Annotated in this window: 11 protein-coding genes and 1 pseudogene; 7 read left to right on the plus strand and 5 right to left on the minus strand. The window is 72.4% G+C overall.

The genetic code is table 11. The features are described 5' to 3' along the window. Window positions 1-839 precede the first annotated feature (839 nt). A complete protein-coding gene (locus ABD932_RS05715; RefSeq protein ID WP_345009234.1) occupies window positions 840-1709 on the plus strand; it encodes an RpnC/YadD family protein in 870 nt (289 codons plus the stop codon). 34 nt (window positions 1710-1743) lie between these two features. Here ABD932_RS05715 and ABD932_RS05720 read toward each other — a convergent pair whose 3' ends face one another. Further along, entirely contained in the window at window positions 1744-2670 is a 927-nt protein-coding gene (locus ABD932_RS05720) for a DUF3027 domain-containing protein (RefSeq protein ID WP_345009236.1), read from the minus strand. A gap of 335 nt (window positions 2671-3005) precedes the next feature. On the opposite strand from ABD932_RS05720, the gene ABD932_RS05725 reads away from it, so the two are divergent. The 4 genes from ABD932_RS05725 (at window position 3006) to ABD932_RS05740 (ending at window position 6585) form a co-directional block, all read left to right on the plus strand. Next, window positions 3006-4433, plus strand: a complete 1428-nt coding sequence (locus ABD932_RS05725; protein ID WP_345009238.1) for an MFS transporter — start codon at window positions 3006-3008, stop codon at window positions 4431-4433. A gap of 103 nt (window positions 4434-4536) precedes the next feature. Next, entirely contained in the window at window positions 4537-5010 is a 474-nt protein-coding gene (locus ABD932_RS05730) for a DUF2771 domain-containing protein (protein ID WP_345009240.1), read from the plus strand. A 20-nt stretch (window positions 5011-5030) separates the two neighbouring features. Then, window positions 5031-5747 carry a futalosine hydrolase gene (locus ABD932_RS05735; RefSeq protein WP_425587408.1) on the plus strand — a complete coding sequence of 239 codons (717 nt, stop codon included), beginning with the start codon at window positions 5031-5033 and terminating at the stop codon, window positions 5745-5747. Next, window positions 5737-6585, plus strand: coding sequence for a 1,4-dihydroxy-6-naphtoate synthase (locus tag ABD932_RS05740; RefSeq protein ID WP_345009244.1), 849 nt, complete (start codon window positions 5737-5739; stop codon window positions 6583-6585). The genes ABD932_RS05735 and ABD932_RS05740 overlap by 11 nt, the downstream gene beginning before the upstream one ends. A 60-nt stretch (window positions 6586-6645) precedes the next feature. Here ABD932_RS05740 and ABD932_RS05745 read toward each other — a convergent pair whose 3' ends face one another. Continuing rightward, window positions 6646-7029, minus strand: coding sequence for a cold-shock protein (locus ABD932_RS05745; RefSeq protein WP_126393065.1), 384 nt, complete (start codon window positions 7027-7029; stop codon window positions 6646-6648). Window positions 7030-7194: 165 nt separating this feature from the next. On the opposite strand from ABD932_RS05745, the gene ABD932_RS05750 reads away from it, so the two are divergent. Further along, window positions 7195-7446: a hypothetical protein gene (locus ABD932_RS05750; protein WP_126393066.1), complete on the plus strand. Its 252-nt coding sequence runs from the start codon at window positions 7195-7197 to the stop codon at window positions 7444-7446. Here the strand turns inward: ABD932_RS05750 and ABD932_RS05755 are convergent. The 3 genes from ABD932_RS05755 to ABD932_RS05765 form a co-directional block, all read right to left on the minus strand. Further along, window positions 7422-8066 carry an HAD family hydrolase gene (locus ABD932_RS05755; protein WP_345009248.1) on the minus strand — a complete coding sequence of 215 codons (645 nt, stop codon included), beginning with the start codon at window positions 8064-8066 and terminating at the stop codon, window positions 7422-7424. The genes ABD932_RS05750 and ABD932_RS05755 overlap by 25 nt on opposite strands. Window positions 8067-8213: 147 nt before the next feature. After that, window positions 8214-9227: a hypothetical protein gene (locus tag ABD932_RS05760; RefSeq protein WP_345009250.1), complete on the minus strand. Its 1014-nt coding sequence runs from the start codon at window positions 9225-9227 to the stop codon at window positions 8214-8216. A 78-nt stretch (window positions 9228-9305) separates the two neighbouring features. Beyond that, window positions 9306-10916 (minus strand): substrate-binding domain-containing protein, encoded by a 1611-nt coding sequence (locus tag ABD932_RS05765; protein WP_345009252.1) that lies wholly within the window; start codon window positions 10914-10916, stop codon window positions 9306-9308. A 210-nt stretch (window positions 10917-11126) separates the two neighbouring features. On the opposite strand from ABD932_RS05765, the pseudogene ABD932_RS05770 reads away from it, so the two are divergent. Next, a pseudogene (locus tag ABD932_RS05770) lies at window positions 11127-12729 on the plus strand (DNA-binding protein); the annotation flags it as partial.

A 12729-nucleotide genomic window follows, 5' to 3' on the forward strand; every position in this document is an offset into this window, starting at 1 on the left:
GGCACCCCAACTCCGGCGGCCTGCTCCACGACAACACTCGCCACACCACCCGCTTCACGGTGATCGGCAACCACCTGGTCCAACACCCGGACCTCTCGGCCCTGGCAATCGGCCTGGCCGTCTACATCCAGTCGCTCCCCTCCGGCGCCCGCGTCGACATCAAGACCCTCGCCGCCCGCTTCCCCGAGGGCAGGACCCGTATCGCCGCCGCCCTGCGCGAGCTGGAGACGCACGGCTACCTGCGCCGCGAGCGCAAACGCATCCCCGACGGCCGCATCGTCACCCGCACGGTCTCCTGCAACCAGCCCGGCAGGGGCAGCGAAGCCCAGGACCACCAGCCCCAACCCCGGCCCCGGAAAAGGCGAACCGCGTCCGCCCCCCAAGCCCCTACCCGCCGTACCGCAACCGGCCTACCCGGCCCCGACCCTCCTCCAGACGGCCACCGACCTCCTCGCCGGTCTCCGCCACCACGACCCCCGCCTCCTGCTAAGCGAGCGCGACACGGCCCACCTGGCCCCCGGCGTCGCGGCCTGGCTGGAACGGGACGTGGCCCCCACAGCCGTACGCCACACCCTGACCACCGACCTGCCACCCGAGCCCCTGTGCCGCCCGGCAGCCCTACTGGCCCACCGCCTCGCCGCCCAACTGCCACCCCCGCCCCCGTTCACCCCGCCACCTGTGGTCCGCCACCCACTCCAGACCTGCGAAGACTGCGACCGCGCCTTCCGCTCGCCGGACCCCGGCCGCTGCCGCGACTGCCGTATTTCCGATCCCGTCCCGGCAACCGCCTGAGCGGCAGCCCAGCCACAACACACCGACGAAAGGCCCGAAACCGCACCATGGTCAGCTCGTCCCACGAGGCGATGCACCGCATCTTCCAGGACTACCCGGGGCTCTTCTCCGGGGTCTCCAAGGTGCTGGGCATCGACTTCGCCCCGCCCACCTCAGTCGCCGTCCTGCCCAACGATCTCACCGCGACCAGCCCCGTCGAACGTCGTGTGGACACACTCGTGCGGTTGGAGTCGGAAGACGCCGAGCCGTTGCTCCTCGCCATCGAGGCCCAGGGCCAGAAGGACCCGGACAAGCCCGCCAGCTGGGCGTACTACGCCTCGTACTTACTCACGAAGTACCGGCTGCAGCCGGTACTCCTGGTCGTCTGCCAGGACCGCTCCACCGCAGAATGGGCCGCCGGCCCGGTCGACTTCGGCCCTCCCCAGTGGCCCCTGCTCACCCTGCGCCCGCTGGTCGCGGGTCCGCACAACATGCCGGTGATCACCGACCCGGCCGAGGTCCGGAAAGACCTCGCGCTCGCCACACTGTCGGCAATCACCCACGCCAAGAATCCGGACGTCGGGGCCATACTGAAGGCAATGACGACCGTGCTGCGGGACACACCGCAGGCCATCGCCGACCCGATCATTGAACTCATCTCGCAAGGCCTGGGCAAGCGCCCGGCAGCAGAACTCTGGAGGAACCTGGTGGCCGTGGACCTCTCCTTCTACAAGTCGTACATCGCAGAAGAGATCCGGGACGAAGGCCGCGCGGAGGGCCGAGCCGAGGACATCCTGCGACTCCTGGACCGTCGCGGCATCGACGTCTCGAATGACGACCGCGAGCGCATCACGTCCTGTGACGACCTGGACGTACTGGGCCGCTGGTTCGATCGGGCCATCACGGCCGCGTCCACAACCGAGGTCTTCGCTGACTAGCAGCCGACCGCCCCGGTCTGCGGAGCTGACGTCGCTACGAGTGCCCCAACTCCGCCGACTCCTCATCCGCCCCCACCAAAACCGACCCCGAATCCGCCGCCGGCCGCAGCGGGAACGGATCCACCCGCGTCTCGTCGATCACCGGCGGAGCCGGACGCGGCGGCTTCGGCATGACCGCGGCCTCCGAGTGGCCGCCGCAGCCGTACGTCAGGGACACGACGCGGCCGTCCGCCGGAGCGAACTCGTTCGCGCAGACACCGAAGGCTTGGCCCAGGGAGCCGCCGATCGGGGCGAGGAAGCCGCAGGTGACGCAGGAGGCGGGGGCCGCCTGGGCCATGGGGGTCTTCGCGCCGAACGCCTCCTCCCATCGGTCCGCGGCGACGTGCAGGCCGTAGCGGGACAGGACGCGGGCGCGGCGCATGCCCAGTTCCTCCGCCACGGCGGCGATCGAGCCGCGGGAGGGGGCGAAGGGAAGGTTCGCGGGGACCCCGGCCGTGACCTCGGCGTCCTCGGCCTCCACCAGCTCCGCCATCTCCTCGGAGACGGCCGCGCTCGGCACCGGCTCGTCCTCGCCGGAGTAGCCGGGCTCCAGGCGCAGGTCCTCGGCGTCCGTGGGGAGCAGGTCGCCCGGGCCCATGTCGCCGGGGCGCAGGCGCTCGCTCCACGGCACCCACTCGGGGGCGAGGAGGGCGTCCGGACCGGGGAGGAGAACCACCTCGTCCAGCGTCACCACCTTCGCGCGGGACGCTCGGGCCACCGTCACCGCCCAGCGCCAGCCGCGGTACCCGAGCTCCTTGCACTCGAAGAAGTGCGTGGCCACGCGGTCGCCCTCGGAGACCAGACCCGCGTGCTCGCCCACGACGCCGGGCGCGGCGGCCTCCTCGGCGGCACTGCGGGCGAGGTCGACGGCCTCGGCGCACAGACGGTCGGGGGTGCGGCTTCGCGTTGTCGCTGCGCTCACAGGTATCGCTTCTCTCCTACGCCGTCTCTCGGGTGCGGTGCCTTGAGGCGGTGGGAACGGACGGAGCGGACCTGTGGGCCGCGTCGACGTCCGCATCCGAATCGCGCTCGGGCGCACCTACGTCATCCATTGTGCGGGATGGCTGAGATACGCACGCTACCTGTTCGCGAGCGCTGGGCCTACACCGACGGCCCTTTCACCGTGCGCGGCGGCCACGGAACCCGTGTCGTCGCCCTGAGAGTTGCCTGGCACCGACCTGAGACCTTGCCCATGGCTTTCCCCCCATACGCGCCGTAACCGCACTACCCGCCCCCATCTCGGGGCACTATTGCGTCGTGGCAACCGCTAGGCAGCCGCAAGGGGCCACCGGTGTCGGTGGCGCCAAGGGCGGCCGGAGTCGAGGCGGCGGAACGGGCCGGATGGGCGGCTCCCTCCGCGCGCTCGGGCGTGCCCTGCACTTCCCGCTGACCGGCCCCGCCCGCGGCATCCGCAAGGCCACGCACGCGCAGGGCGCCGGCGAGTCCGGCCTCGGCAAGCTGATCGAGCTGCACGGTGTGAACGGCGCCGGGGACATGATGATCACCGTCGCGCTCGCCTCCACTGTCTTCTTCTCCGTCCCCACCGACGAGGCCCGTGGGCGTGTCGCGCTCTACCTCGGCATCACCATGGCGCCGTTCACGCTCCTCGCGCCCGTGATCGGCCCCCTCCTCGACCGCCTCCCGCACGGCCGCCGCGCCGCGATGGCCGGCGCGATGCTCGCCCGGGCACTGCTCGCCCTGGTCCTGTCCAGCGCCGTCGTCAGCGGCGATCTCCAGCTGTATCCGGCCGCGCTCGGGGTGCTGGTGGCCTCGAAGGCGTACGGGGTCGTCAGAAGCGCCGTCGTGCCCCGGCTGCTGCCACCCCGCTTTTCCCTGGTGAAGGCCAATTCACGGGTCACCCTCGGCGGACTCCTGGCCACCGGGATCGCGGCGCCGATCGGCGCGGGGCTGCAGGCGATCGGGCCGCGCTGGCCGCTCTACGGCGCCTTCGTGATCTTCATCGCCGGTACGTTCCTGTCCTTCTCCCTGCCGCACAAGGTCGACTCGGCCAAGGGCGAGGACACCGCGCTGCTGGCGGCCGACGAGCAGCATCTGCACGGGCCGCACCGCAAGCCCGTCAAGCGCCCCGGCCTGCGCACGGTCGGTATCGCCGTCACCCACGCCCTGGGCGCGAACGCCGCCCTGCGCTGTCTCTCCGGCTTCCTGATCTTCTTCCTCGCGTTCCTGCTGCGCGAGCACCCGATGGCCGGCCAGAGCGCCGCCGTGTCCCTGGGGACGGTGGCCGTCGCGGCCGGCGCGGGCAACGCGCTCGGTACGGCCGTCGGGGCGTGGCTCAGATCCCGGGCGCCGGAGATCATCATCGTGACCGTCGTGGGCTTCGTGCTGGCCGTGGCGATCACGGCCGCGCTCTTCTTCGGCTCGATCCTGGTGGCCTTCCTGGCGGCGGTCGCCGGGTTCGCACAGGCGCTGGCCAAGTTGTCGCTGGACGCGCTGATCCAGCGGGACGTGCCGGAGCTGGTCCGAACGTCGGCGTTCGCGCGCTCCGAGACGCTGCTGCAGATGTCCTGGGTGCTCGGCGGCGCGATCGGCATCGTGCTGCCGCTGAAGGGCTCGCTGGGCCTGGCGGTCGGCGCGGTGATCGTCGCCATCGGCTGGGTGACCACGGTGAAGGGCCTGATCGGCTCGGCCCGCCGCGGCGGCCACGCACGGCCACGGGTGGACTGAGACGCCGCGAGACGGCCGTGACGTACGCCCTGACGCCTCCGTGACGCACGGCACGCCGCCCCCACGTAGAGAGAGCGCCATACGAGCCCGATAGCCTTCGCCCATGACCACGCTGCAATCCGTTGTGCGACGCCGCCGCGCGCTCGCCGCCGCCGGCGCCGTTTCCGCCGGACTGCTCGTCCTGTCGGCCTGCGACAAGCCGACGCCGATCGCCACGATCACCGTCGGCACGTCCTCCGTCCACTCGGAGGCGACCTGCGGTGGCGAGGGCGACGCCCTGAAGACCGCGGACCTGGCGGGGTGCCTGAAGGACAAGGGCATCGAGTCCATCAAGGTCGACCCCGACGACACCGTGCGCTTCGGCGTCGACCCGGAGATCGCCGACAACGGCTGGACCATCCTCATGAACGGCCAGCCGCTCACCGACTCCAGCAAGAAGACGTACCGCACCGTCCCGGGCAGCGTGTTCTTCAACGCCCAGTACGGCGCCAGCGGCAACTCGACGCTGGTCTCCATCAAGGAGGGCGAGCAGGACGTGACGGGTCTGTGGTCCTTCAAGCTGGAGAAGGACAGCTGATCGCTGCCGCAGCGCTTCGCGTGCTCGTGGCCACCGCGGTCCCTGCGGAGAGGGACGCGGTGGCCGAGGCGTTCGCGGCGGCCGCGGACGGGGGGCGGGTGCTGCTGAGGCCGGTCGATCCGGTGCCCGATACGGCCGGGCGGCCGGTCGTCGACCTCCTCGCCGCCGGCGTGGGACCTGCCCGGGCCGCCGCCACCACCGCGTCCGCCCTCTGCGCCGCCGCCCTCGACGGCGCCCCCTACGGCCTGGTCGTCTCGGCCGGCATCGCCGGCGGCTTCGCACCCCACGCCCCCGTCGGCTCGCTCGTCGTCGCCGACGAGATCACCGCCGCCGATCTGGGCGCGGAGACCCCCGACGGCTTCCTGCCGGTCACCGAGCTGGGCTTCGGCGCCGTCACCCACCGTCCGCCGGAAGCACTCGTACGAGAGGTCGCGACCGCCACCGGCGCGCGCCCCGGCGCCGTCCTCACCGTCTCCACGGTGACCGGCACCGCCGTCCGCGCCGCACGGCTCCGCGAGCGCCACCCCACCGCCCTGGCCGAGGCCATGGAGGGCTTCGGCGTCGCCGAGGCCGCCGCGGTCCACCGCACGCCGGTGCTGGAGCTGCGCGCGATCTCCAACCCCGTCGGCCCCCGCGACCGCGCCGCCTGGCGCATCGGCGACGCGCTGGCCGCCCTGACGGAGGGCTTCGGGAAGCTCACGCCCGTACTGGAGAGTTGGAACCCACATGACCGGTGAGCCGCTGCAGATCGCCTACTCCCCCTGCCCGAACGACACCTTCGTCTTCGACGCCCTCGCCCACGGCCGCGTCCCGGGCGCGCCCGCCCTCGACGTCACGTTCGCCGACATCGACATCACCAACGGCATGGCCGAGCGCGGTGAGTTCGACGTGCTGAAGGTGTCGTACGCCGTGCTGCCGTACGTGCTCGACGAGTACGCCCTGCTGCCCTGCGGGGGCGCGCTGGGCCGGGGCTGCGGGCCGCTGGTGCTGACGCGGGAGGCGGGGGTGGACCTCACCGGCCGTACGGTCGCGGTGCCGAGCGAGAGGTCGACGGCGTATCTGCTGTTCCGCCTCTGGGCCGCGGACACGCTCCCCGGCGGGGTCGGCGAGATCGTGGTCATGCCGTTCCACGAGATCATGCCCGCCGTGCGGGACGGGAAGGTCGACGCGGGCCTCGTCATCCACGAGGCGCGGTTCACGTACCAGAACTACGGGCTGCACAAGCTCGCGGACATGGGCGAGCACTGGGAGAACACCACCGGGCTGCCGATCCCGCTGGGCGCGATCATCGCGAAGAGGTCGCTGGGCGCGGCGGCGCTGACGCGGCTCGCCGACTCGATCCGCACGTCCGTGCGCGCCGCCTGGGACGATCCCGAGGCCTCCCGCCCGTACGTCATGGAGCACGCCCAGGAGATGGACCCGGCCGTCGCCGACCAGCACATCGGCCTGTACGTCAACGAGTTCACGGCCGGCCTCGGCGAGGACGGCTACGCGGCGGTGCGCGGTCTGCTCACACGTGCGGCGGCCGAGGGGCTGGTGCCGCCCCTCGGCCCGGATGCGCTGGATTTCCCGTAGGACCGTTCAAGTCCGTAAAGGGGTTGTACGTCGAGAAAAGCCTGTATGTCGAGAAATGACCTATACGTCGAGCTGGTCGGCGACCGCTCGCAGCAGGCCGGCGATCTTCTTGCCGGAGGCCTTGTCGGGGTAGCGGCCCTTCTCGAGCATCGGCGTGATGTTCTCGAGGAGGGTCGTCAGGTCCTGGACGATCGACGCCAGTTCGTCCGGCTTCTTACGGGTGGCGGCCGCGACCGAGGGGGTCGGATCCAGAACGGTGACCGAAAGTGCCTGGTCGCCACGCTGGCCCGCGACCACGCCGAACTCCACGCGCTGGCCCGGCTTGAGAGTCTCGACTCCGGCGGGGAGGACCGAGGAATGGACGAAGACGTCACCGCCGTCGTCGCGGGAGAGAAAGCCGAAGCCCTTCTCGCTGTTGAACCACTTGACCTTGCCGGTAGGCACGTCTGTCCTCGTCCTCGTACTCGTCGGAAAACTGCTTCTGAAAACGGCTCTTGATAGCACTACAGCGGGTCGACCATGACCCGCCGGTACCAAGGCTAATGCTCCCCGGGCAGGTGACAAGACGTCGCCCGGTTGTTCCCTCGCGCAGGGAACTACCCTGGTCCGGTGCGTGACAAAACCCAAACGAATTCCGCCGCTCCCGGTGACCGACTGATCCGTGCCGGTGCGGTCCTGTTCTTCATCGGTACCGTGGCCACTCTGGTCACGGTGGCCCCGTTCCTGCTCGGTACGACGCCATTTCCGACGTACATGTTCGGACTGAGCATGCTCATGGGCGTCGGATTCCTTGTCGCCGGCGCCGGGGTGTTCCAGTCGATCGCGGCCGGAAGGCGTCAGGCGCGGGGCGCTTCGCGGTAGCCGGCGAGCCAGTCGGGGAACTCCGTCAGGTCGTCGAGGACGACGTCCGCGCCGAGGGCGCGCAGCTCGGCGGCGTTGTACGGACCGGTGGCCACGGTGACGGACAGGGCGTCGGCCGCGCGGGCCGCGCGTACGTCGCCCTCGTGGTCGCCGACGTAGACGCCGGCGTCGTGCTCGCGCAGGGCCGCCGCCTTCTGCTCGGCCCAGAGGTTGCCGATGACCGCGTCCGGCTCGATGCCGAGGTGCTCCAGGTGCAGTTTGGCGTTCGGCTCGTACTTGGCCGTCACCACGATCGCGCGTCCACCGGCCTTCCGTACGGCGGCTATCGCCTCGCGGGCGCCGGGCAGGGCGGGGGTCGCGGCGATGGCGATCGTCGGGTACATCCCGCGGTACTGGTCGGCGATGGCCGCGATCTGCTCCGCCGGGAACCAGTTGATCAGCTCTTCCTCGAGCGGGGGGCCCAGGCGCGTGATCGCGAGGTCGGCGTCGATGTACGTCCCCGTGTGTTCGGCCAGTGCCGTGTAGCAGGCGTGGATGCCGGGGCGGGAGTCGATGAGGGTCATGTCGAGGTCGAAGCCGACGGTGAGCTGACGCGGGGTTGAAGAGGCCATATGCGCCATTGTGCCCAGGCCTGCGGCGGGGCAGACGAGGGGTGTGTGTGATGTGCGCCCAGTAGCTCGGTCCTGTTCCCGGTTCGGCGGCTGCGGGCCGGTGGGGGTTGATCGCGCCCACGCGGCGGAGCCGCAAATCGATACAGCCCCGCGCCCCTAAGGGCGTTTCTGTGAGCGCCAGACGATGAACAGCGCCGATGCCACCGCCGCCCCCTTCAGTACCCAGGGCCAGGTGTCCGCGAGTGCGGCGTTCGTCTGGCCCTCCGCGATCGGGTCCCCCCAGCGGCCGTTGGTGCGCCCCCAGAGCCAAGCGACGCCTGCCGTGAGAGACAGGGCGGGCAGGATCACCACCGCCCACTTCGTCTCGGCGTCGCTCAGGCGGCGGGAGCCCCAGGCGATGAGCCAGCCGAGGAGCAGGGCGATGAGGTTGCCGAGGACGGCGCCGGTGACCAGGAGGGCGGCGGCGAGCAGGAGGAGGGGGTTGCTCCAGCGGCCGGTGGGGAGGGTCGGGCGGGGCAGGAGACGGCGGCGACGGCGGCCGGCGGTTTCCGGTTCCGGGTCCTCGGCCTTCTCCACCGCCGTGGGGGCGGATTCCGCCGCGGGCTCCTTCTTCCGCGGCGCCGCCTCGTCCTTCGCGGGCGGGCGCCTGAGCATCTCCGGGATCTCCACGCCGCCGACGAATCCCGGGACGTCCTCGCCAGGGCCGAAGGCGCTGCTGTCGACCCGCCACCAGTCGGGCTGGGTCGCGCTGCCGCCGAGGTCCGCCGTACTGGCGAGGTGCGGCGGTGGGGCGGCGTCGTCCGGTGCCGCCGGGGGCTCGGCGGGGCGCGGGCGGGGGACGAGGCGGCGCAGGCCCTTGGGGCGTTCCTCGTCCGTCCCGTCGTCCCGGCTCTCCGGCTGTACGGGCACGGCGGCGGCCGGGGTCTGGGGTGCGGGGGCGGCGTTGCCGCCGGCGGCCGTGACGACCTCGTCCGGGGTGCCGAGGCGGGCGATGATGCGGCGGACGGCGGCGGGGCTGTCGACGGGGGCCTTGGCGCGCCGCCGGTCGATCTCGCCGCGCAGCTCGGACACCAGGCGCATGCGGGTGGCCGACGGCAGCTGGCGCCGCTGGGCCACGTCGCCGACGCGGCTCAGATACTCGTAGACGACCTGGTCGCTCTCGATCCCCACGAAGTCCCCTCCGGGGTGGGTGCGTTGCGGTGCGTTGGATACCCCGTGGGACGACGTTAGCGCAGGACATGGGGTGGGTCAGAGCGGGCGGCACTCCCCCGAGTTCTGTGCTTCGGAGCAGAGGCCGTGGCCGTGGTCGCGGAGGATGTCGCGGCCGCTCTGCTGGGTGAGGAAGTTGAGGAAGGCCGCGGCGACCGAGCCGGCCGGGGTCTCGCCGTAGGTGTAGGCGAACTCGGTCTGCCAGTAGCGGTAGTTGGTGTCCTCGACGCCGTCCGCCGTCGCTTTCCTGCCGTCGATGGTCAGCTTGGCGAGTCTGTCGGCCGCCTTGTGGCCGTCGACGCCGGTGGTCTCGCTGTAGCCGAGGGCGCCGGGGGTCGAGGCGGCCGTGTTCAGCATGGTGTCGGTGCTGGTGACCTCGCAGCGGCCGTACCGTTTCGGGTTCAGGGACGCGCAGTCGGTCTCCGTGAACTGGGGCGGTTCCTTGCCGTTCAGGACCTTGGCGACGAGGGTGCTGCGGGTGCCGGAGCCGGGGTCGCGGTTGACGAGGTGGACGGGCACGTCGTTGCCGCCGACCTCGGACCAGTTCTGGACCCGGCCGGCGAAGATCTCGCGGATCTGGGCCAGTTTCAGGTTCTCCACGCCCGCGTCCTTGTTGACGACGAGGGTGAACACGGAGAGCGCGACGGGTCTGGGGATCAGCCGGGGGTGTCCGTCGGAGGCGAGGCCGTCGGTGAAGGCGATGTGGTCGCCGAGGCCCTCGCCGACCGGGACTTCGGCCTCCCGGCCGGCCCTGTCCAGGTCGGTGACGCCGTCGGTGCTGCCCTTGAAGGAGTCGTCCGCGAGCGGGATGTGCACGTCCGCGCCGTCGCACCTCTCGAGGTAGTCGCGTGCGGCGGCCCGTACCGCGGGCTCGAAGGCGGTGGAGCCGTGCAGGTACAGGGTGCCGCTCACGCAGTCCAGCGGCGGCCTGCGGTCCTCGCGCAGGAACAGGGTGAAGCCCGCCTGGACGGCGACCGCCGCCGCCAGGAACCCGATGGCGAACCAGGCCGGCCGGGAGGCGAACAGATGGCTCTCGGTCCTGGCCAGCTTGAACCGGAAGTACTTCGCCAGCGGGTCGAACCAGCGCCGGTCGGCGCCGACGGCACCGACGATGTCCGGCTTGGGGAAGTCGTCGGTGCTCTCGTCGTCCTGCCAGCGCTCCAGGATCACCAGGACCTTGTACTCGGCCCGCCGGGGCAGTTTGACCTTCGGCAGCTCGACGACGCCCGCGCGTCTGGTCTCGTCGTTGCGGAAGCCGTAGCCCGCGGCGCCGTCCCGGAAGAACCGGCGCAGCTCGCGCTGGCTCAGCTCGGTGACCACGATGCCCGCGACCTGCCGGCGGCGGAAGGTCGCCCATATGCCGCTGGGGTCGTTCTCGTCGGTCAGGTAGTCACCGGGTTCGATGGGGGCGGATCCGGCGTTCTCGATGCGCAACAGGACGAAGGAGGGGTCCTTCAGCCGGTGGCCGTCCCGCTCCAACTGCTCGAGGATCTCGGCGTGCTCCGACCGGGTGTCGTCCGCGGCGAGCGTGTCCATCTGCACCCGGTAGCCGAGCCGCTTGCGGCCGACGACCGCGAACTCCCACAGGAACGCGAAGACGGGGATCGCGAGGCTGACGACGGCGATCCACTGCTCGACCTGCTCGCTCACCGCTGGAACCCCCAATTCCCTTGAGCCGTGAAGCAGTTGGCAGGGAGCCCAGAGTGACGAGTGGGTACGCGGTGTTGCCAGAGGTGCCGGAATCCTCCGGACGATGTTCATCCGGAGGTCAACTGTGAAACGTTCCGTTCGCCGACCGGACGGGGTTCGAGGCCCCGCTCCCACCCCGGCCCAGCCGCCCCACCCGCTAACGTGGGCAGGATGAGCGACCCGGCTACACCGCCCCGTTCCCTCGCGGAGGCCCTCCGCACGCGGGACGACGCCTCGCTGGCCGTGCTCCTGCGCAGCCGCCCCGACCTCATCACCCCCGTCCCGACCGACCTCACCCAGCTGGCGACCCGCGCCGGCACCCGGGCCTCGGTCGTGCGCGCCCTGGAGCGGCTGGACCGCTTCGCGCTGCAGACGGCGGAGGCGCTGGCGGTGGCGGCGGACCCGGCGACGTACGACGAACTGCTCGGCCTGATGGCCGGCGACGAGGGCGACCCGGCCGTGGCGAGCGCCCTGCCGCACGCCCTCGGCGCCCTGCGCGACCAGGCCCTGGTGTGGGGCGGCGACGACCGGCTGCGCCTCGTCCGTACCGCACGTGAGCTGCTGGCGCCCGCGCCCCAGCATCCGTCGCCGACCGGGCTCGGCCCGAGCGTGCAGGAGGCCTCCGCGGGCATGTCCCCGGGCCGTATCCAGGAGATCGTCTCGGCGGCCGGGCTGACCTCGACCCACGACGCCGTGTCCGCCGTGGCGTCGCTGACCGCCCTGTTCGCCGACCGGCGGCGCATGGCGGCGCTGCTCGCCGACGCCCCGGAGGAGTCCCGGGAGGTACTGTCCCGCCTGGTCTGGGGTCCGCCGTACGGCCAGGTCACCGCCGATCCCGCGCCCCGCCTGCGCTGGCTCCTGGACCGCGGCCTGCTCCTGCCGACGACGCCCGGGACGGTCGTACTCCCCCGCGAGGTGGCCCTGCACCTGCGCGCGGGCCGCGCGCACCGCGCCACCGAGCCGCTGCCGCCGCCCGTCGAGGCGGCCGCGACGCACCGTCCACAGGTTGTGGACGCGACGGCGGCCGGGCAGGCGTACACGGCGCTGGCGACCGTCGAGGAGCTGCTGAAGGACTGGGACGAGGGCGGGCCGGCCGTGCTGCGGGCCGGTGGCCTCAGCGTGCGCGACCTGAAGCGGACCGCCGTCGCCCTCGACGTGCCCGAGCCCGTCGCCGCCTTCTGGGTCGAGCTGGCCTACGCCGCCGGGCTGCTGGCCTCCGACGGCGAGGCCGACGAGCGGTACGCGGCGACGCCCGCCTACGACGAGTGGCTGGAGCAGCCCGCCGCGCAGCGCTGGGCACGGCTGGCGGAGACATGGCTGACGGCGACGCGTACGGCGGGGCTGATCGGGGGGCGGGACGCGAAGGACCGTACGTTGTCCACGCTGGGCCCGGGCCTCGACCGCTCCGCCGCGCCGGAGGTACGGCACCGGGTGCTGACGCTGCTCGCCGGGCTGCCGGAGGGGCAGTCCCCGTCCGCCGAGTCGGTGCTGGCGCGGCTGCGCTGGGAGCGGCCGTTGCGCGGCCCCCAGCAGGACGACGACCTGCGCGGCAGGCTCGCCCGGTGGGCGCTGAACGAGGCGGAACTGCTGGGGGTGACGGGGCGGGGCGCCATGTCGGCCCACGGTCGGGCGTTGCTGGGCGCGCCCGCTACGACGGCGGCCGAGCGGCGGCCTGCGGCGGCGGGCCGGGGCGCGGGCCCCTCGGCCACGGGTCCATCGGCGGCCACCCGCGACGCCGACCCCACGGCCACGGGCCCGTCGGCGGCCACCCGCG

The organism is Streptomyces shaanxiensis (assembly GCF_039537145.1).
GTDB lineage: Bacteria > Actinomycetota > Actinomycetes > Streptomycetales > Streptomycetaceae > Streptomyces > Streptomyces shaanxiensis.